The sequence below is a fragment of the Streptosporangium sp. NBC_01755 genome (assembly GCF_035917995.1).
In the GTDB taxonomy this organism is placed as follows: Bacteria; Actinomycetota; Actinomycetes; order Streptosporangiales; family Streptosporangiaceae; genus Streptosporangium.
The window spans coordinates 3,973,942-3,994,223 of sequence record NZ_CP109131.1 but is presented as its reverse complement, the minus strand read 5'-3'; the positions used below and the strand labels follow the sequence as shown (position 1 = coordinate 3,994,223).

General features: G+C 70.2%; 18 protein-coding genes. 5 read left to right on the top strand and 13 right to left on the bottom strand.

From position 1 onward, the window contains the following. Positions 1–63 precede the first annotated feature (63 nt). Positions 64–1,167 carry an acetamidase/formamidase family protein gene (locus OG884_RS19125; RefSeq protein ID WP_326646740.1) on the top strand — a complete coding sequence of 368 codons (1,104 nt, stop codon included), beginning with the start codon at positions 64–66 and terminating at the stop codon, positions 1,165–1,167. A 20-nt stretch (positions 1,168–1,187) separates the two neighbouring features. On the opposite strand, the gene OG884_RS19120 is transcribed toward OG884_RS19125, so the two are convergent. The 7 genes from OG884_RS19120 to fdxA all read right to left on the bottom strand — a co-directional run bounded on the left by OG884_RS19120 (position 1,188) and on the right by fdxA (position 6,960). Continuing rightward, positions 1,188–1,559, bottom strand: a complete 372-nt coding sequence (locus OG884_RS19120; RefSeq protein WP_326646739.1) for a cupin domain-containing protein — start codon at positions 1,557–1,559, stop codon at positions 1,188–1,190. An 11-nt stretch (positions 1,560–1,570) separates the two neighbouring features. Continuing rightward, positions 1,571–2,344, bottom strand: coding sequence for an HpcH/HpaI aldolase family protein (locus OG884_RS19115; RefSeq protein ID WP_326646738.1), 774 nt, complete (start codon positions 2,342–2,344; stop codon positions 1,571–1,573). Next, complete coding sequence (locus tag OG884_RS19110) at positions 2,341–3,498, bottom strand: amidohydrolase family protein (protein WP_326646737.1); 1,158 nt, start codon at positions 3,496–3,498, stop codon at positions 2,341–2,343. The genes OG884_RS19115 and OG884_RS19110 overlap by 4 nt, the downstream gene beginning before the upstream one ends. A 50-nt stretch (positions 3,499–3,548) precedes the next feature. Further along, complete coding sequence (locus OG884_RS19105) at positions 3,549–4,355, bottom strand: fumarylacetoacetate hydrolase family protein (protein ID WP_326646736.1); 807 nt, start codon at positions 4,353–4,355, stop codon at positions 3,549–3,551. A gap of 482 nt (positions 4,356–4,837) precedes the next feature. Next, positions 4,838–5,614, bottom strand: a complete 777-nt coding sequence (locus OG884_RS19100) for an IclR family transcriptional regulator (RefSeq protein WP_326646735.1) — start codon at positions 5,612–5,614, stop codon at positions 4,838–4,840. A gap of 54 nt (positions 5,615–5,668) precedes the next feature. Beyond that, entirely contained in the window at positions 5,669–6,646 is a 978-nt protein-coding gene (locus tag OG884_RS19095) for an NAD(P)/FAD-dependent oxidoreductase (RefSeq protein WP_326646734.1), read from the bottom strand. Continuing rightward, positions 6,643–6,960, bottom strand: a complete 318-nt coding sequence (fdxA, locus tag OG884_RS19090) for a ferredoxin (RefSeq protein ID WP_326646732.1) — start codon at positions 6,958–6,960, stop codon at positions 6,643–6,645. Before fdxA ends, OG884_RS19095 begins: the two co-directional genes overlap by 4 nt. Positions 6,961–7,058: 98 nt before the next feature. Here fdxA and OG884_RS19085 point away from each other — a divergent pair, with 98 nt between their 5' ends. The 3 genes from OG884_RS19085 (at position 7,059) to serB (ending at position 10,523) form a co-directional block, all read left to right on the top strand. Next, positions 7,059–8,336 carry a hypothetical protein gene (locus tag OG884_RS19085; protein WP_326646731.1) on the top strand — a complete coding sequence of 426 codons (1,278 nt, stop codon included), beginning with the start codon at positions 7,059–7,061 and terminating at the stop codon, positions 8,334–8,336. Between the two features lie 98 nt (positions 8,337–8,434). Next, positions 8,435–9,226, top strand: a complete 792-nt coding sequence (locus OG884_RS19080; protein ID WP_326646730.1) for an IclR family transcriptional regulator — start codon at positions 8,435–8,437, stop codon at positions 9,224–9,226. 76 nt (positions 9,227–9,302) lie between these two features. Then, a complete protein-coding gene (gene serB, locus OG884_RS19075; RefSeq protein ID WP_326646729.1) occupies positions 9,303–10,523 on the top strand; it encodes a phosphoserine phosphatase SerB in 1,221 nt (406 codons plus the stop codon). Between the two features lie 42 nt (positions 10,524–10,565). Here serB and OG884_RS19070 read toward each other — a convergent pair whose 3' ends face one another. From OG884_RS19070 to OG884_RS19050, 5 genes are all read right to left on the bottom strand, one after another. Next, positions 10,566–12,659 carry an FUSC family protein gene (locus OG884_RS19070; RefSeq protein ID WP_326646728.1) on the bottom strand — a complete coding sequence of 698 codons (2,094 nt, stop codon included), beginning with the start codon at positions 12,657–12,659 and terminating at the stop codon, positions 10,566–10,568. 377 nt (positions 12,660–13,036) lie between these two features. Next, positions 13,037–13,510 (bottom strand): SixA phosphatase family protein, encoded by a 474-nt coding sequence (locus tag OG884_RS19065; protein ID WP_326646727.1) that lies wholly within the window; start codon positions 13,508–13,510, stop codon positions 13,037–13,039. 181 nt (positions 13,511–13,691) lie between these two features. Beyond that, positions 13,692–16,025, bottom strand: a complete 2,334-nt coding sequence (locus tag OG884_RS19060) for a sodium-translocating pyrophosphatase (RefSeq protein ID WP_326646726.1) — start codon at positions 16,023–16,025, stop codon at positions 13,692–13,694. Between the two features lie 423 nt (positions 16,026–16,448). Continuing rightward, positions 16,449–16,895 (bottom strand): ATP-binding protein, encoded by a 447-nt coding sequence (locus OG884_RS19055; protein ID WP_326646725.1) that lies wholly within the window; start codon positions 16,893–16,895, stop codon positions 16,449–16,451. A 2-nt stretch (positions 16,896–16,897) separates the two neighbouring features. Further along, entirely contained in the window at positions 16,898–17,248 is a 351-nt protein-coding gene (locus OG884_RS19050; RefSeq protein WP_030916965.1) for an STAS domain-containing protein, read from the bottom strand. A gap of 223 nt (positions 17,249–17,471) precedes the next feature. Between OG884_RS19050 and OG884_RS19045 the strand changes: the two genes are divergently transcribed. Continuing rightward, the gene (locus OG884_RS19045) at positions 17,472–19,754 is read left to right on the top strand and encodes a DEAD/DEAH box helicase (protein WP_326646947.1); all 2,283 of its coding nucleotides are present in this window, start codon (positions 17,472–17,474) and stop codon (positions 19,752–19,754) included. Positions 19,755–19,849: 95 nt separating this feature from the next. Here OG884_RS19045 and OG884_RS19040 read toward each other — a convergent pair whose 3' ends face one another. After that, complete coding sequence (locus OG884_RS19040; RefSeq protein WP_326646723.1) at positions 19,850–20,224, bottom strand: Rv3654c family TadE-like protein; 375 nt, start codon at positions 20,222–20,224, stop codon at positions 19,850–19,852. Positions 20,225–20,282 lie beyond the last annotated feature (58 nt).

Below are 20,282 nucleotides of genomic sequence, written 5' to 3'. Positions count from 1 at the left end.
ACGACGCAACACCTGTCGAGTTTTCTCAGCCGGTGACAGCGACGTATCCCCCGTGGAGGGACAATGCTCCAGCCGAAGACCGGCCGCATCGATGGTTCCCACTACCTCCCCACCAGCCCGGACACCAGCCTCTGGGGCCTGCTGCCCAACCGCGATCACCAGCACGTGCTCCACGTCGAGTCCGGCGACACCGTCACCATCGATACTCTCAGTCACGAGGGAATCCTGGAGGACCAGGGCCGTGATCCGGTCTCCTACCTCGCGGGGTTCGGCGTCGGCGCCGACCGGGTGCTCACCGACGCACGCGACCTGGCCGCGTCCGACGTCGCCCACGACTACGACAACGACGGCCCGCACGTGGTGACAGGACCGATCTCCGTCGCCGGGGCACGACCCGGCGACGTGCTCAGGATCGACGTGCTCAGCCTGCTGATCCGGGCGCCGTACGGGTTCATCAGCAGCAGGCACGGCTACGGCGCGCTCCCCGAGGAGTTCCCCGAGACCGCCGCCGACACCGGCCCGCTCACGGACGGCGCACGGGAGTACAACAGCGTCTGCGTCTTCACCGAGGTGGTCGAGGAGGCCGGGCGCCTGCACGGCGTCATCCCGTTCGGCACGGGGCGGGCGGCGCGCTTCCCGCTCGCCCCGTTCCTGGGCCTGATGGGGGTGGCGGTCGACACCGGCGACCCGGTCCACTCGGTGCCGCCCGGCTCCTTCGGCGGGAACCTCGACATCAACGAGCTGCGGGTCGGGTCCAGCCTCTACCTGCCGGTACAGGTCCCGGGTGCCGGGTTCTACGCGGGCGATCCGCACTACGCCCAGGGCGACGGCGAGGTCGCCCTGACGGCGCTTGAGGCACCGCTGCGCGCCACGCTGCGCCTGTCGGTGATCCCCGCCGAGGAGGCCGGCACGCTCCTCGGCGCGCTCGGCGAGCCGTTCGCCGAGACCTCGACCCACTGGCTCCCCGTCGGCCTGCACACAGACCTCAACGAGGCCATGCGGCGTGCCGTACGGGCAGCCGTGACGTTCCTCGAACTCACCCAGGGCATGGAACCCTCAAGGGCGCTCGCCTACCTCAGTGCGGCGGCCGACTTCGAGATCAGCCAGGTCGTCGACCAGGTCAAGGGAGTGCACTGCCTGATCAGGAAGGCCGACTTCGGGCTGTAGCCTCCGGGCCGGCCGGGATGCTAGCTCCCGGGCAGCCAGACGGAGTCGCCGAAGTCCGCCCGCGGGGGGCTGAACACGTCAACGTTGACGCACGGCCCCTCGGTGGGCTCGACGTAGTGCTCGGACCCCCGGGGGACCAGCATCATCGAACCCGCGGACATCTCGTGCGGCACGCCGTCGACGTAGTAGTTGCACCTGCCCTGCAGGATCAGCACGAGCTGGTCGAAGTCGTCGTGCTTGTGCGGGTTGAGCGTCATGCCGACGGCCAGTTCGTGCCAGGCGAGCATGGTCTCGTCAGTGGAGTACACCTTGCGCCGGACACCCGGCCGGATCTCGGTGGCGGGGATGTCGTCCCAGTTGACGGCGGTGGCGTACAGCCGCTGGTTGAACACGGGCGTTCCTTTCATTGATCCCACTTGTCCATTACCTCGCGCAGGGCCGAACCGAGGAGCTGCAGGTCCGAGCCGACGATGAGGTAACGCGCGGCGCCGAGGCCGCTCCCGGCGGCCGACTCGGCGTCCGCGCGGGCGAGCCAGCCGCCCGATGCCACCCCGACGGAACGGGCCGCGTCGACGATCTCCCCCACCCGCGCGAGCAGCGCCTCCGCACCGGGGAGGCCCAGGCTGACGGCCAGGTCGGTGGTCCCGACGAAGGCCACGTCCAGGCCGTCCAGCAGCTCCGGCAGCGGGTCGCGGGTGGTGGCGGTCTCGATCTGCCCGACGAGCAGGGGCGGCTCCGCCGCCTCCGCCGCCAGGTACGTCGCCAGGTCCACGGCGCCGAAGCCCGCGCTCGGATGGGAGAGGCTGATGCTCCGTCGCCCGTGGGGGGCGTAGCGGGCCGCGGCGACCAGGGCCGCGGTCTCGGCCGCGGCGGTCAGCGTGGAGAGCTGAACTCCCGCCGCGCCCGCCTCCAGCACCCTGTTGATCAGCGGCGGATCCACGACGGGCACCCGGACCAGGGCCGGGACGCCCGTCGCGGCGGCATGTCGCACCAGGGAGATCACCGTCTCCACCGGCAGCGAGGAGTGCTCCAGATCGACGACGACGAAGTCGAACCCGGCCTGCCGGGCGAGATCCACGCTGTCGACGGTGGGCAGCTTGACGAACGTGCCGACGACCCGGCCTCCACCGGCCAGCGCGGTCCGCAGTCTCCGTCTCGCCTCGGCGACCGGCGTCACCGGCCGGCGTCCAGGCCGCGCCAGGGCGTCGTCTCCACCCGCTGCCCGCCGTGCAGGACGAGGACCGGCTCCAGTCTGGGGGCCACGATCGAGTTGCCGGACGCGTCGGGCAGGGTTGTCTCCTCGGTGTCCTCCAGCACCGTGACGTGGGCGGGACCGCCCTCGACGAGGGTGCCGTACCCCTCCGTGTCCAGGCCGAGCCGCCGGGCGGGGGCGATGGTCATCCGCGGCACGATGTCGTCCATGGACATGCCGAGCGCCCGCAGCTTGGCGGCGCTGGTGACCAGGTCGAAGACCGGGCCGCGCCAGTTCCTGGCGCTGGTGTCGGAGGTGAGCAGGTCGGGCAGGAAGCCCTCCGCGATCGCCTTCCTGGCGACCTCGAAGCTGAGGTTGCTCTTGCCGTGGGCGCTGTCGAAGAGCACACCGCGGGCCCGTGCCTCAAGCACCTCGGGGATGACCTTCCCGTCGTCGAGAATGCCGTGCGGCTTGCCGGTGTAGCAGTGGGCGACGATGTCCCCGGCGCGGAGCAGCCCGAGGACCTCGGGCAGCGGCTCCTCGGTCTCCCCGATGTGGACCATGAGGGGCAGACCCGCGTCGGCCGCGAGGTCGAGCGAGCTCTTGAGCAGCGAGCGCCAGGCGGAGCCGACCACGTCCTCGGAGAGACGGATCTTGAAGCCGCGGACCACGTCCGGGTTGTCACGTGCCACGGCCAGCGCGTCCTCGGCGACCAGCGTGTCCGGGTTGAGCAGCTCGCCGAAGCGGAAGTCGATCAGTCCGAGCACCGAGACGTTGAGGAAGTTGACCAGGCGCATCTCGGCGGGCTGGACGACGAACCTGTTGAAGGCGGCGAAGGTCGAGGCGCCGACCGTACCGGCGTCGGCGGCGGCGACCACTCCCCGGCGCAGATGGGCCTCGTCCGGCGGGGCCCCGACCTTCGAGACGTTCTCGAAGACGTGGGTGTGCGCCTCGACCAGACCGGGGAGGACCCACTTCCCCGCGCAGTCGACGACCTCCTGGGCCTGCGAGGCGAGCGAGGGCGCGATGCGCGCGACGCGGCCATCGGTCACGGCCACGTCGGTGACCGCGTGGGTGCCCGCCACGGGGTCGAAGACGGTACCGCCGGACAGAACAAGGTCAAACGAAATCTCGGTCATCTCACATCTCTCATCTATGGGGGACTGTGCGGGCTTCAGGAGCACGAAACTCAGCGGTACCGGGTACACAGCGGCAGCACACCGGCGACGGACACCTCCACCTCGTCGCCGGGACACAGGAAGACCCCGCGGTCCTGGCCCGTGCCCGCCGGGGTACCGGTCAGCACGACGTCGCCGGGTCGCAGCGCGGCGAAGTGGGAGATCCTGGAGATGAGCTCGGGCACGGCGAAGATCAGTTCCGCCGTGCTGGAGTCCTGCCGAACCGTTCCGTTCACGCTGGTCCTGACCGCGATCCTCTCGGGGTCGTCGACCGCCGAGAGTTCGAGCACCGAGGCGCCGAGCGCGCCGAAACCGGGGAAGCTCTTGGCCAGGGTGGGGGTCGCGGTGGCGACCATGACGTCGCGCGCGGTCATGTCGTTGGCCGCCGTGATGCCGGCGATGTGGTCCCACACCTCACCGGGCGGGGTGCGGAGCATCGGCCGCCCGATCACGAAGGCGACCTCGCCCTCGTAGTCCACCTGGCTGGAGCGGTCCTGCGGCAGCGGCACCTCCGCTCCCGGCGCGGACACCGCCGAGGGCGACCGCAGGAAGAGGATGGGGTCGGAGGGGACGGACCTCCCGGTCAGGCGTGCCTTCGACAGGTAGTTCAGCCCCACCCCCCAGATGGCCCCGGTGCTGCCCAGCGGGGGCCGGAGCTCTCCCAGCGGGATCCGGTCCCGCTCCCGCGCGGCGTGCGCGGGAGCGAAGCCCTCACCCGCGGCGAGCATCTCCGCCACATCGGCGAAGGGCAGGTCGAGGAGGACGGCGCCGTCGTCGTCGAGACGCGCCAGGCCCTGCGATGTCGCGATCAGGTTCATGCCTCCCCCCCGGAGAACGAGCCGCCGCAGGCGGTGGCGAGGAGAACTGTCGCGAAAGCCATGACGGCCCCTGCGCGTCGCATACCCATGCTTGCTCCTAGTCCTCTCGCCGCCGCTCTGGGGGGAGACGGCGAGGGTTCAGGGGGGTGGTTTTTCTCAGGGCATCGGCGGGCGGTCGCGCCAGTGGCGGGGTTCCCCACCGTCGTGCCAGGCCAACCGGGCTTCATGAACGTACGAGGAACGCTTGGCGCGTGTCAAGATGCGGAATCACATCTCGCATTGCGTCACACTGCAGGCGTGCTTGACGGCTGCGGAGACCACCTGCGATTTCTGGAAAGAATGTCTGATCAGCGAGAACGCATGCCGACGGGACAGGCCGCCCACCCGTGATTTCCGCTTCCGAGCCCGCCGGCCCACGCTCGAACAGGCGCGGTGCCACCCAGCCCGGCGCTCAGACGGGCGCGGCGCCACCCGGCCCACGCTCAGACGGGCGCGGTGCCGCCCAGCTCGCGCGACAGGTCGCGCGCCACCCTCAGCAGCGCGGCGGCGGCCTGCGGCTCCAGGTCGCCCGCGAGGGATGCCACCGTGCCGAGGACCGCCATCGAGGCGACCACCTGGTCACCCTCGAAGATCGGCGCCGCGAGCACGCGTACCCCGTGGTCCACCGGGGAGTTGACCGCGATCCCGGTCCGCCGGACCTCCTTGAGGAGTTCGCGCAGCTCCGCGGATGCCCGCAGTCGCCGCGCGAGCCCGGGAACCTCTCCCGCGGGCAGGTAGGCGCAGAAGATCCGGCCCTGGGCCGAGCGGACGACGTCGAGCTGCGAGCCGGTGCGGACGCTCAGCCGGACATCGCCGACGGTGTTGTCCACGCAGCCGACCACCACCGGGCACTCGCCGTTCCAGACGCTGAGCACGACCGTCTGGTTGATCTCGCGCATGAGCAGTTCGAGGTGGGGTCCGGCGGCCGCGGCGATGGGCAGCCCGGCCCGCGCGGCGGCCTCCAGCCCGAGCAGCTGGGGACCGAGCGAGTACAGCGCGCTGCGCGGGTCGTAGCGGAGCAGATTGGCCGCCCGCAGCGCCCTGGCGTACCGGTGGGCCGTGGGCTTGCTGACCCCCAGCCGCGCGGTGATCTCGTTGAGGCTCAGCCAGGGGTGCTCGCTGGTGAAACCACTCAGGATCAGCGCGGCGCGCCGCACCGTCTGGATGGCGGGCACCTCGTCGGCCACGTCGGCGTCGCCGGAGTGCGCCTGATCCGCCATGCCGACTCCTCCGCACAGATCATTCGTTGGACCGGACTCTACCGACTGTCAAGCTCAGGCCGCATCGGAAGAATGACCCGGAGTGGTACCGAGGGCGGGATTCACCAGGGGCGCCAGGTTGTTGACCGCCGCCGCGGCCTCGCCGAACCCGACGGAGATCAACCTGACCTTGCCGTCGTAGTCGCTGATGTCCCCCGCGGCGAACACCCTGGGCAGGTTCGTCCTCATCGACCGGTCGACGAGCACGTGCCGTTTTCGCAGTTCAAGGCCCCACTTCTGGACAGGCCCGAGGTCGGCGACGAAACCGAGGGCCGCCACGACGGTCTGGGCGGGCAGCGTGATGCGGTCGCCCTCCTTGACCTTCTCGACGACGACCTCCGCGACCTGGGGGTCGCCGCCGATCTCGGCGATCTCGTACGGCGTCAGCACCCGTACCGACGACGTGTGCAGCGTCGCCACGCTGCGCTCGTGCGCACGGAAGACGGGCCTGCGGTGCACGAGCGTCACCGAGCGCGCCAGCGGCTCCAGGGCGAGTGCCCAGTCCACCGCGGAGTCGCCGCCGCCGACCACCACGACGTCGTGGCCGGCCACCTCGTCCAGCCTGCGGACGAAGTAGCGCAGCCCGCGGCCCAGGTAGTCCTCGCCCACGGGCAGTTCCCGAGGGGTGAAGGTGCCGATGCCCCCGGTGAGGAGCACGGCCTTGGCATGTACCCGGGTGCCCGCGTCGGTGACGACCTCCACGCCCTCCTCGTCGTGCAGCAGCTCGCAGGCGCTCTCCCCGAGCAGGAAGAGCGGATCGGCCTGCGCCGCCTGCGCCACCAGCTCGTCGACCAGTCGCTGGCCTTTCACCGAGGGAAACCCCGCGATGTCGAAGATGTCCTTCTCCGGGTAGAGCGCCGAGATCTGGCCGCCGGGCTCGGGCAGCGAGTCGATCACGGCGACGGACATGCCGCGAAAGCCCGCGTAGTAGGCGCCGTACAGCCCCGAGGGGCCCGCGCCGATGATCACTAGGTCGACGTCGTACGCCGTCACGACCCACCGCCGGGAGGCACCGCGGCGGGATGGTCGCTGCCGGTACGGCCGATCTTCCTGGCGCCTCCGGGAGAGCCCAGATCGGCGAAGAACCCGGCGTTGATCTCGGCGAACCTGGCCGTCTCCGCCGGGAGGTCCTCCTGATGGAAGATCGACGTCACGGGGCAGACAGGCTCGCACCGGCCACAGTCGACGCACTCATCCGGGTGGATGTACATCATCCGGTCACCCTCGTAGATGCAGTCGACCGGGCACTCCTCGACGCACGATCTGTCCTGCACGTCCACACACGCGTCGGTCACGACGTAGACCATCAGTCCTCCCTCGTCGGCAACGTGGGGGAACAGTAGGATCCAGCCGCAAGCATTGTCAATATGCGAGATGGCGTCTTGCATAGAGTTAATATGTGGGCATGAAGAGCGACGCCCTGCGAAACCTGCGGCACGCCACAGTCGCGGCGATCTCCAGCGAGCCGATCATCGAGGCGATCCGGGTGATGGCCGCCGGCCCCAGCCCTCGGGGCCGGGAGCGCGCGACCGCGACCCGGCTGGCGGCGTGGGCCCGGAACCGCTGGCCCGAGCTGCCCTGGAACATCGAGGCGGTCGGGGACGAGGGGGCGAACCTGACGTCCACCACCGGCGGCTCGGGGCCCGAGCTGCTCCTCTACTCCCACCTGGACACCTCCCTGTCCGGCGACGTCGCACACGACCGGTGGGCGACCGGGATCGACGGACCGGTGGCGCCGCTCTCCCTCGATCCGGCGTCCGGCCTGCTGGCGGGTTTCGGCCTCGGCGTCGCCCGCGCACCTGCCGCCGCGGCGCTGGCGGGATACGCGGCCGCGGCCGCGACCCTGCGACGCGACGGCCTGCCGCACCGCCTCTCCCTGCTCCTGGCCTCAGGCGGCACGCACTCGTCGCCGTTCGCCCCCGCGGGGCCCTCAGGCATCGACGAGCATCTCCGGTCACACCCGCTGCCCTCGGCCGCGGTGGTCGCCAAGTGCGGCCCGCGCGGCGTCCTCCACGAGGAGCCGGGGGCGATCTTCCTTCGCGTACGGCTGACCGGCCCCTACCGGCCGGTGCTGGCCAGGGACGCCGGTGGCGGGCTCCTCGCCAACCTGGGCGCCGCCACCGCGATCCTGGAGTCCTGGCGCACCGAGCACGTGGCGGCCAGGGCGGGCGCCGGACGCCAGCTCGCCGCCGAGGCCGGCATCGGCGCGATACGGGGAGGGCTCCTGGAGAAGCCCGACCTGCTGCCGGGCGTCGTGGAGCTCCACCTCTACCTGGTCACCGTCCCCGGCGACGACCCTGACGAGATCGCCCAGACCGTACTCGCCAGGATGCGGGCCGGAATCCCCGGCGGGCCGCTGGACGGCTGCGGGGTGAGCGTGGACGCGCGGATGGTCCATCCCGCCGGGGTGACCTCACCTGACGCCCCGGTGATCCGCCACGCGATCGCCGCCTGGCACGACGAGCACGGCGAACCCCCGCCCGCCGTCTCCGGCTGGAAGGGCTCGACGGACGGCGTGGTGCTGCGCGGCCACGGGATCCCGACCGCCAGGGTCGGCCCGGCGGCCGGAGCCGATCCGGCCGACCCCCGGCGGGACGTCTTCGATCCGCTGACGCTGGTGCGCTTCGCCCGCCTGTACGCCGGGATCTCCGTCAGGCACGCGCTCGGCGATGTCAACGAGTAGGGACATCGACATTAAATGTTATGAATGGCAGGATGCTGTCTCGCAATGCAAAATGCATACCGTCGCTGAGCCTCCATACATAACGCGAAGGAACCGACATGGGTGACGACCCCGCGCCTAGCCTGAAGGGGGTCGCCGGCGAGAACAGAACCCCGGCGATCCAGACCGTCCAGCGGGCCGCGATGATCCTCAGCGCGTTCACGGTGAGCCGCCCGCACCTGACGCTCAATCAGCTCACCGCCAGCCTGGGCACCAGCAAAGCCACCGCGCACCGATACACCAAGGCCCTGCGTGAGAGCAATCTGCTGCGCTACGACGAGCGCGAGGCGCTGTACTCCCTGGGACCGCAGATCCTCACCCTCTCCGCCGCCGCCCGCGTCGGCATGCCCGTGATCGGCATCGCCGGGCCGTACATGCAGCGGCTGGTCAGGGAGATCGACGAGACCGTCGTGCTGAGCGTCTGGGACGGCGACACCGCCGTCGTCGTCCGCGTCGACGACAACACCGACCGCACCATAAGGGTCAGCGTCCGGATGGGCTCCCGCCTCTCACGGACCGAGTCGGCCCAGGGCCGGGTCTTCTGCGCCTTCCTCCCCGCGGAGGATGTTCCCGGCCTCGAAACGCAACTCGCCGCCTCCCCCGAGCTCCGCCAGGAACTCGTGAAGATCCGCGAGGACAACATCTCGGCCAACACCCCCTCCGTCAACGGCGTGCGCAGCATCGCCTCCCCCGTGTTCCGCGGCCCGGTTCTGCTGGCCGCGATGGCGATCGTCGGCACGACCTCCTCGGTTCCCACGGGCACCCACTCCCCGCTCGCCGAAGCCCTCAAACAGGCCGCGGCCGAGGTGACGGCTGAGCTGGGCAGGGAGCAGACACCCCCTGGTCACTGACGTTCCGTGAACTCCGGGCGTCCGGATGATGAACCACATTCACGGTCGAAACCGGAGCCAAGTAGCGTAGGAACCGATGAACCAGCGCACGCTTCTGATCACGTTGACCGGGCCGGACCGACCAGGCGTGACCTCACGCCTCTTCTCGGTCCTGGCCGGATTCCCCGTCGTCGTCGCCGACGTGGAGCAGGTCGTCATCCGCGGTCGGCTCACCCTCGGCGTCCTTGTCTCCTACGCGGGCGATCCACCGACCGGCACCGGCGGCACCCTCGGTGCCCTCTGGACCGCCGTCGAACGGACCGCCGAGGACCTCGGTCTGCACGTGGAGATGTCCACCGGCTCCGACCCGAAAGAGAAGCGGCGCAGGGGACGGCTCAACGTCACCGTGCTCGGCGCACCGCTGCAGCCCGCCGCCATGGCGGGCATCGCGGGGCGCATCGCCGCGGCCGGTGCCAACATCGACCGGATCGAGCGCCTGTCCAGCTACCCGGTGACCTGCATCGAGCTCTCCCTCTCCGGTGCCGACCCCGACACCCTGCGGGCCGAGCTGGCCATCGAGGCGCACGCCCAGCAGGTGGACGTGGCGGTGCAGCGGACCGGCCTGCACCGCAGGGCCAAGCGGCTGATCGTGATGGACGTCGACTCGACGCTCATCCAGGCCGAGGTGATCGAACTGCTGGCGGCGCACGCCGGCTGCCTGGACGAGGTCGCCAGGGTCACCGAGGAGGCGATGCGCGGCGAGCTCGACTTCGCCGAGTCACTGCGTCGCCGGGTCGCACTGCTGGAGGGCCTCTCCGAGGAGGTCTTCGAGAAGGTGCGCGAGGAACTCGTGCTGACCCCGGGCGCCCGCACGCTGGTACGGACCCTCAAGCGGCTCGACTACCGGTTCGCGATCGTCAGTGGCGGTTTCACGCAGCTCACCGATGCCCTCGTGGACGACCTCGGGATCGACTACTCCGCGGCCAACACCCTGGAGGTCGTCGACGGCGTGCTCACCGGGCGGGTCGTCGGGGAGATCGTCGACCGGCCCGGCAAGGCGCGGGCGCTGGAGCGCTTCGCCCGCGAGGCGGGGATCCCGATCAGCCAGACCGTCGCCATCGGCGACGGCGCCAACGACCTGGACATGATCGCGGCGGCCGGCCTCGGCATCGCGTTCAACGCCAAGCCCGTGGTCCGCCGCGCCGCGGACACCGCGGTCAACGTGCCCTACCTCGACTCGATCCTCTACCTGCTCGGCATCCCCCGTGCCGAGGTGGAGGACGCCGACGCCGAGGACGGCGTCATCACCGCCCGCTGAACACACCCGCCCCGGCCGCCTTCGCTCCGCGGACGATCGCGGCTACCGGGTCCTCGGGGCGGTGAGGGAGGCCAACCGTACGGCTTCGGCGCTGAGACCCCGCAGGGCGGGCCGCGCGGCGGCGGCGTGCCTGATGCCGCGCCGCAGGCCCGTCATCCTGTCGCCCACCCCCTCGGCCAGCTCGTCCAGGCGGCGGGCGGCCAACTCGTCCACGTACGCGCCGACCTCGTCGAGAGCCCTGTCCAGATCGTCGGGCGGCGTTCCCGGCCGTTCTGTCCTGACCTCCTCCGCGGCCCTCTCCAACCGGTCGGCGACCAGGTCGAGGACCGTCATCGCGGGCCCGGGCTCGTTCCCGGGTGGCGGTATCGCGAACAGCGCGAGCGCGTTGTCCCGCAGCCGCCCGGCCGCCGTCACCGAATCCCGCAGGCGTCGCGGCGCACCGCCGCCCGGTTCCTTGTCCAGCCTGTCGAGTGAGTCGGCGAGCCGCCCGGCGGCATCGGACGCCGAGGAGATCCGGGCGTTCACCTCCTCGGGGTCCTGGTCGATCAGTGACCGCACCAGCGCGGCGTGCCGATCGAGCATCTCCGCGATCTGGGCGGTCAGCCTGGCCCGGTGCCCCCTGGGCCACAGCAGCCGGGCGAAGAGCAGCGCCAGCACGCCACCCATGATCGTGAGCACCACCCTGGCCGCGGCCGCACCCCAGTCGAGCGAAAGGGCGAAGTCGGCCAGCATCAGCGAGAGCGGTGTGGCGAGGATCATCCAGTACCCATAGCTGTACCCGCGCAGCGCGAAGCCCAGCGCCGCGCAGACAGAGATGAACAACGTCAGATACAGATGACCCGGAGCGACCGCCAGCACCGCCGCCCCGGCCACCGCGCCCACGGCCGTACCCAGCACCCGCAGCAGCACCCGATCCACCGTGTCGCGATAGGTCGGGCGAAGACTGACGGCCACGGTCACCACGAACCACTTGGCATAGTGCTCGTGGATCACCAGCATCAGCACCATGGCCACGGTCACCGCCAGGCCCACCCGGACCGGGTGGTAACCGGCCGTGATCACCGGTTTTCCGGACCGTACGAACCTCGGCAGGCGCGGCCCCACCTCGACACCCTCGGCCGCCTGCCGCTCCACCGAGCGCACCGCCATCGCGATCCGGTCCACGCACCGGCTCACCTGCCCCAGCAGCGCGGCCCCGGGCAGCGGCACCTCACCCGCGCGGGCGCCCCTTCGGATCTCCTCCACCCTGTCGGCGAACCGCCCGACGGCGGCCAGCGCCCCCGGCATCCCGGCCGAGCCGCCGAGCAGTACCGCCTCTCGCAGCGCGCGGGCCAGCATCCCGACCGCCTCGTCCAGTTCCCGGGTCCACTCCGTCCCGATCCCCGCCTCCATGGCCGCCGCGCGCAGCACGCGCAGCGCGATCGTCTGCTGGAAGATGCGAGTCAGCGTGGCCGGGAGCCGCTCCGACGACCCGTCCTCCTCCTGGGAGACCCGGTAGCGGGAGAGCGCCCTGTCCAGGTCCTTCAGCGCGGTGTCGGCCCGGCGGCGCAACGACTCCCAGCTCTCGTCCGCGAGCGGTGCCCGCCCTCCGGCGGCCAGGAGGTCGGCGAGCGCCGTACCGGCCTCCTCCACCGCCTTGCGAAGCGGCTGGAGGCGGCGTAACGGCCAGATCACCATGACCAGCAGCACGGCCAGCAGGCCACCGCAGGCCGAGGCCCCCATGTGGAACAGAACGCCCGTTGTGGAAGACGCGAAGTAGGTCAGGGTCACGGAGAGAATCGCGGGTATGCCCAGCGCCCGCCAGTAAATGGCCGCCGCCGCGACCAGGCCGACCACCACGGCGGCGATCGGCCACGGGTGGGGATGGATGAGCGCGCCGAGTCCGGCGCCGAGCGTGACGGTGGCCGTGGTGACCAGCAACCTTCTGACCCGGTCACCGTACGGCTGTCCGGGGGCATCACCGAAGAGCGTCAGATAGCCGCCCAGAGCCGCCGAGGCGCCCTCCTGGAGGTGACCGAGGAGGACGCCGAGCAGCAACGGGAGGGAGACGACCAGCATGCACAGCAGGCCGTACCCCCAGTTAGGACGCCCGGAGGGCCGAAAGTCGGCGCGCAGCGCGTCGGCGATCCTCCGCATGCCACCCCCAATCCCAGGAGACGGACACCTGGCACGCCTCCCCGAGTGCCCCGGGCACCCCCGAGCACCCCCGAGCACCCCCGAGCACCCCCGAGCACCCCCGAGCGCCCCCGAGTGCCCTGTGCGCCCCGTGCCCCCGAGTGCGCTGTCAGGCTCCCCGGGGCCTTCACCCGTGCCTTCGTCGCACCTCGGTACTGCCTGTGCGGCTCCGCATGGCCTGCGCGACCTGTGTAGCCTGCGCGGCTCTGCGTGACTTTGCAGCGGCTTGCGCGGCTCTGCAGCGGTTTGCTGGCTTGCGTGGCTCTGCGTCGGCTTGCGTGGCTCTGCGTCGGCTTGCGTGGCTCTGCGTGGCCGGTGTTCCTCGACCGGGCCGGGCCTCAGTGCCCCTTCGGGCTCCACCGGGCGACCACCCGGCCGGCGTCGAGCTCCGCCCACTCGCCGTCCACCTCGATGACGGCGAACGCCCCGGGCGAGAACCCGGTGTCGTCGTCACCTTTGGTGAGCTCCCTGACCAGCTCCTGGACGCCGGGGTTGTGCCCGACCAGGACCAGCGTGCGCACCTGCGGATCACTCCGTCGAATCAGCGTCAGCAACTCGTCGGGGTAGGCCTCGTAGATGGCCGGTTCGAAAAGGACGTCCGCATCGGGAAGGGCCAGGCCGGCGGTCTGCCGGGTCCGCACCGACGGCGAGCAGACCACCAGGTCGGGGCGGAGATCCAGGCCGGCGAGGGCCTTAGCCACCTTGTGAGCGTCGTGCTCGCCGTCCTTGCTTAGGGGACGCTCGCGATCGGCGAGACCGGCGGCGCTGACCGCCTTGGCGTGGCGCAGGACGACGAGCGTGCGCGCCGTCATCTCGAAGCCCACATGGCGAGGCCCACGATCACCGCGAACACCGCGGCCATCGCCAGCAGGATGAGGACGAGTGTTCTGCCTCCGGAGGGCTGCTGTTCCATACCGGCCAGTTTCCCACCAGGAGGGCCCGCACATGCGAAAGGGGTGCACGCGGCCCGTGCACCCCTTCGTCAAACCTTGCTCAGCTGGAGACCTGCTCCGGCTCGCGGTCGGTGTTGTTCTCCTCCGTCGGGGCGATGCCCGCCGAACGACGCTTGGAGATGACGACCGCGGCGACGACGATGCCGACCGCGACCACCGTGATGCCGATGCGCAGCACCGGGTTGTCGGCGTAGGCCACCACGGCCGGGGCCACCAGCAGAGCCACCAGGTTCATCACCTTGAGGAGCGGGTTGATCGCCGGTCCGGCGGTGTCCTTGAACGGGTCACCGACGGTGTCACCGATGATGGTGGCCTCGTGGGCCGGAGAGCCCTTGCCGCCGTGGTGACCGTCCTCGACCAGCTTCTTGGCGTTGTCCCAGGCACCGCCGGAGTTGGCCAGGAACACCGCCATGAGCGTGCCGCACGCGATGGCACCGGCCAGGAACGCGCCGAGCGGCGCGTAGCCGAGGGCGAAACCGACGGCGATCGGGGTCAGCACCGCCAGCAGACCTGGCGTGGCCAGCTCCCGCAGCGAGTCGCGGGTGCAGATGTCCACCACCCTGCCGTAGTCGGGCAGCTCCGTACCGGCCATGATCCCCGGCTTGGTGCGGAACTGCTCGCGCACCTCGAAGACCACCCGGCCGGCCGCGCGGCCGACCGCCATGATCGCAAGGCCGGAGAACATGAACACCACCGCGGCGCCGATGATCAGGCCGACCAGCACGTTCGGGGAGTCGACGCTCAGGCTGAACGTGCTGAAGGAGCCCAGCGCCTCCTTGGCGGACGCGCTCGCCTTGACCAGCTCGCCCTCGACCGCCGTACGGAACGCGCCGAACAGCGCGGTCGCGGCGAGCACGGCCGTGGCGATCGCGATGCCCTTGGTAATGGCCTTGGTGGTGTTTCCGACGGCGTCCAGCGAGGTGAGGACCTGGGCGCCCTCGCCCTCGACGTCGCCGGACATCTCGGCGATGCCCTGGGCGTTGTCGGAGACAGGGCCGAAGGTGTCCATCGACACGATCACGCCGACCGTGGTCAGCAGGCCCGTACCCGCCAGCGCCACGGCGAACAGCGCGACGGTGACGTTGCCGAAGCCCAGCAGGAACGCCCCGTAGACGGCGGCTCCGATGATCAGCGCGGAGTAGACGGCCGACTCCAGGCCGACGCTGATGCCGGACAGGATGACCGTGGCGGGACCGGTGCGGGAGCTCTCTCCGATGTCCCGCACCGGACGGCGGTTCGTCTCGGTGAAGTAGCCGGTGAGGATCTGGATGGCGCTTGCCAGCACCAGGCCGATGAGCACCGCCCCGATCGCGATCAGGCGCGGGTCCGAGGTGATCGCGGCGATCTCCGGGCTCACACCGGACAGTCCGGAGAAGCTCTCCGGCAGGTAGAGGTAGGCCGCGACGGCGACGAGGACGGCCGAGATGGCCGCCGAGATGAAGAAACCCCGGTTGATCGCGGCCATCGCGTTGCGGTCGCCGGCGCGCGGTGCGGTGACGAAGATACCGATGATCGCCGTGATCACACCGATCATCGGCACGATCAGCGGGAACACCAGTCCCTCGACGCCGAAGGCCACCTTGCCCAGGATCAGGCTGGCGACGAGCATGACCGCGTAGGACTCGAACAGGTCGGCGGCCATGCCCGCGCAGTCGCCCACGTTGTCGCCCACGTTGTCGGCGATGGTGGCGGCGTTGCGCGGGTCGTCCTCGGGAATGCCCTGCTCGACCTTGCCGACCAGGTCGGCGCCGACGTCGGCGGCCTTGGTGAAGATGCCGCCGCCGACTCGCATGAACATCGCGAGCAGCGCGGCACCGAAGCCGAAGCCCTCCAGCACGGCCGGGGCGTTGCCCCCGTAGGTGATCACCACCACGGCCGCGCCGAGAAGGCCCAGGCCAACGGTGATCATTCCGGCCACGCCGCCGGTGCGGAAGGCGATCCGCATCGCGACCTTTTCACCCGACTCGCGGGCGGCGGCGGCGACGCGGACGTTGCCGCGGACCGCCAGCCACATGCCGATGAATCCGGTCAGCGCGGAGAACAACGCGCCGACAACGAAGAAAGCCGATCTGCCGATCCTCACGCCGGTCGTCTCCGCCGGGAGGAGGTACAGCAGGAACGGGATCAGGACGACGAACAGCGCGAGCGTCCGGAACTGCCGCGTAAGGTACGCGGAAGCCCCTTCCTGGACGGCTCGCGCGATGTTCTGCATACGTTCGGTGCCTTGGCCGGCGGCCAGCACCTCCCGCACCAGTGTGCCGGCGACGGCGAGTGCGAGCAGGGCCACGACGGCGACCACGATCACGATGTTGAAGTGGTAGCCACTCAGGGATACCGCTGGCTCTTCGACAGCGGCGAGATGGAGCACAGACATCCGACTCTCCTTGGCAAGACGGGAACACGTCCTGCCCGGAGTGCGCTGCTATGGGTGTTAGACGAGCGAGGCGGCGCACATCCGGGATGGTTGGCAGTGCCGCTTCCAGTTGCAGACCCCCACGGAGGGCGGCTCGCGTGCGGGCCGCTCCGAAGGATAAACCTTGGCCGGTTCCGGGAGTCTACGCAGCAAGGACGCGGATATGAAGCCTCTGCCCACGGACAATTGACGCCGAGTCCAGCACCTTTTACCGACCGGCCTGCTTATAACGGCATTTCGCCTGTCACACCTACCCCACCAGCCCCTGTTTCCACTCGATTTCAGCTGAGGTGTATCGCGATTATGTTCCATCCGAAACCGGGTGCCCCATGACGAACAGCCGGGCGTGTCCACGTGGACACGCCCGGCTGTCAAAGTCTTCTGTCAGGCCGGAGACAGACCGTTCGTCGCCGCCGGCCAGCTCATGCGGATGCACATGCCCTTCTGGCTCGGGTAGACCTGAACGTCGTCGGCCAACCCCGCGATGACCGCGATGCCGAAGCCGGACATCAGGTCATCGGGAAGTTGCTCGAACGGATCGTCGAGCCCCAGGAGGCCGCGATCGTGCTCCAGCTCATCACTGGGGGCGGAGTCGGTGACGGTCACCTCGAAGCGCCCCAGGTCATCACGTAGCTCGATACGGATCGGCTCTCCCGGACAGTGGAGGCGGTGTGCCTCCACGGCCCGAGAGCACGCCTCACCGACAGCGAGCCTTACCTCATCCAGCAACGACTCCTGCACACCGGTGCGCCTGGCGATCGCCGTGGCGACCAGACGTGCCGTCCGCACATGCGCGGGGAGAGCACTGAACGTCAGTTCAACGGTAGCCACGACTACTTGTCTCGACCGTGAGCTTCCTTGGCCTCGTCGACCGAGGCGTAGATACCGAAGACCTTCGTCAGCCCGGTGATCCGGAAAATCTTCAGGATGCGCTCCTGAGTGCAGACAAGCTCCAGTGAGCCATCATGCGCCCTAACTCGCTTGAGCCCGCCGACCAGGACACCAAGGCCCGTGGAGTCAAGGAAGTCGACCTTCTCCATGTTGACGAGCAGGTGGAAATTCCCCTTGTTGACCAGGTCGATCAAGAGCTCACGCAATCTGGGCGCGGTGTAGACATCAATCTCACCCTCGACCTCAACGATGGTGAGACGGTCCTCGGAATGGTGGTCCAACTTCAGATCCACAGATCCTCCAGCGCCTTGCCTGCGAAAGTACCGATTCGAGCATGCCCTCCTGGGACCGGATGACCCCCGGACGACAAGCCCCGACGCGCGGCATTCAACCATGCGTACGCTCAGTGTCTATACGAAATCACGATTCCCGGCGACTCTGCCCACAGATGTGAGACTGAAACCAGTGACCCCGCCCTCATCCTCGTCCCTCCGAGCGGGTACCGCCCTCAATCGCCTGCTCGATGTTCCCTCACGTCGCGAACGTGTCACCCACGTTGAGCACGTTCCCGCACGTCAGGCCGGTGAGACCCGATGGCCGGACTGGGTTGACCAGCGATTGGTTACGCGCTGGGCGAACCACGGCGTTTCCGGCCTGTGGCCCCATCAGGCCGAGGCCGCCGAGCTGGCCCACCGTGGCCAAAACGTGATCATCTCCACCGGGACCGCCTCGGGCAAATCCCTCTCCTACCTGGTCCCGGCGCTTTCCGCGACGCTTGACGGCGGCACGATCCTCTACCTGTCCCCCAGCAAGGCTCTGGCCGCCGACCAGCTCCGCGCGCTGCGCGAACTCGACCCGCCCGAACTCCGTGCCGCCACCTACGACGGCGACACCTCCTTCGAGGAGAGGACCTGGGTACGCAGGCATGCCAACTACGTCCTCACCAACCCGGACATGCTCCATCGCGGCCTGCTGCCCCGTCACGCCCAGTGGTCGGCCTTCTGGCGGCGGCTCCGGATGGTCGTCGTGGACGAGTGCCACGGCTATCGGGGCGTGTTCGGCTCCCACGTCGCCCAGATCCTGCGCCGCCTGCGCCGGATCTGCGCGCGCTACGGCTCGCGACCGACCTTCCTGCTCTCCTCGGCGACGGCCAGCGAGCCCGGGACCTTCGCGAGGCGCCTGACGGGCCTCCAGATGGCCGAGGTGACCACGGACGCCTCTCCCCGAGGCTCGACCACCTTCGCACTGTGGGAACCGCCCCTGACCGACCTGCGGGGCGAGGGCGGGGCACCCGTCCGCCGCCCCGCGACCGCCGAGAGCGCTGACCTCCTGGCCGACCTCGTCGTCTCCGACGTGCGGACCCTGGCCTTCGTCCGCTCCCGGCGGGCCGCCGAGTCCGTGGCCCTCACCACACGGGCCAGGCTCGGCGACCTGGTGGCCGACGGGAGCGCGCCCGCGGACCTGCCCGACAAGGTGGCGGCCTACCGGGCGGGATACCTGGCCGAGGATCGCAGAGAACTGGAAAAGGCACTGCGCTCAGGTGAGCTGCTCGGCCTGGCGACGACCAACGCCCTGGAACTCGGCGTCGACGTCTCCGGGCTGGACGCCGTGCTCATCGCGGGGTGGCCGGGAACCCGCGCGTCACTCTGGCAGCAGGCAGGGCGGGCCGGACGGGACGGGCAGGACGCGCTGGCGGTGCTGATCGCCAGGGACGACCCCCTGGACACCTATCTCGTCCACCATCCCGAAGCCCTGTTCGGCAGGCCCGTGGAGACGATCGTGCTCGATCCCGGCAACCCGTACGTGCTGGGCCCTCACCTGTGCGCGGCGGCCGCCGAGATCCCGCTGACCCACGACGACATCGACATCTTCGGCCCGGCCAGCAAGGAGGTGCTCGCGGATCTGGTCGGTGACGGGCTGCTCAGGGAGCGCGCCGCGGGCTGGTTCTGGACCAGCAGGGGACGCGCCACCGACCTCGCCGACATCCGGGGGGCGGGCGCCGCACCGGTCCAGGTCGTCGAGATGTCCACCGGACGGCTGCTCGGCACCGTGGACGAGCCCTCTGCTCACTCCGCCGTGCACACCGGCGCCGTCTACGTGCACCAGGGAGAGACGTTCCTGGTGGCCGAACTCGACCTGGAGGCGGGGGTCGCGCTGGTCGAGGCCGGAACACCCGACTACACGACCTTCGCCAGGGATGTCACCGATATCTCGGTCATCGAGTCCTTCAGCTCGCATCCTCTCGGTCCCGGAGAGCTCCACTTCGGCTCGGTGGAGGTGACCAGCCAGGTCGTGGCCTATCTCAAGCGCGGAACCCAGGGCGGTGCGCTCATGGGAGAAGAACCCCTGGACCTGCCCCCGCGCACACTGAGGACCCGCGCCGTCTGGTGGACGCTGCCCACCTCGGCGATCATCCCCCTGATCGAGGACGGCCTGGACCTCGGCGGCGCCGCGCACGCGGCCGAGCACGCCTCCATCGGCCTGCTGCCGCTCTTCGCGACCTGCGACCGCTGGGACATCGGCGGCGTCTCCACCGAACTCCACCCCGACACCGGGCTGCTCACCGTCTTCGTCTACGACGGTCACGAGGGCGGTGCCGGCTTCGCCGAGCGCGGTCACGCCCGCGCGCGTGACTGGCTCACGGCCACCCGCGAGGCCATCGCCTCGTGCGAGTGCCAGCGCGGCTGCCCCTCGTGCATCCAGTCCCCCAAGTGCGGCAACGGCAACGAACCTCTCGACAAGGCCGGAGCCCTCCGCCTGCTGGCCGTCCTGCTCTCCTCCGACGAGCCGCAGCTGTGAGGGCCGTGGAACACACCGGCAGCGGACCGGAGCTGTACTTTCACCGCTTTCCGGTCGGCTCCCATCGGATTCCCGGTGTGCGTCCATCCCTTCCGTCACCGGCCTGAATCAGCGATGTGGACAGGGCCGGCACGTGCCCTGGCGTTGATCGCCACCTCTCCTTTCAAGAGGAGTGAAACGTCCATGGTCACCTCGATCTCCGCGATGCCGTCATTTCCCACAGAACAGCGGGTGACCCTGACCCCGTTGTCCGCGGCGAGCAGGGAGGCCCTCGCGCAGCTCCGGTCCGGGTCCGCGAAGGCCAGCCGAGCGGCGGTGAGCGCGCTCAGGTCGGCGGCACTCTGCGCTCGGTGACGCGCGACCCGAGCCGTGCCCGCGACCATGACCGCCGCCGCGACCGCGAAGAGCAACGCCATGAGCCCGACCGTCCAGATGGTGGCCGACCCCCGCTCGGCCCCACCGTCATCCATGTCCTGCGGGCAGGGCTTGTCCCCCGCGAAGCCGCAAAAGCGGCTTGACGAGAAGCCC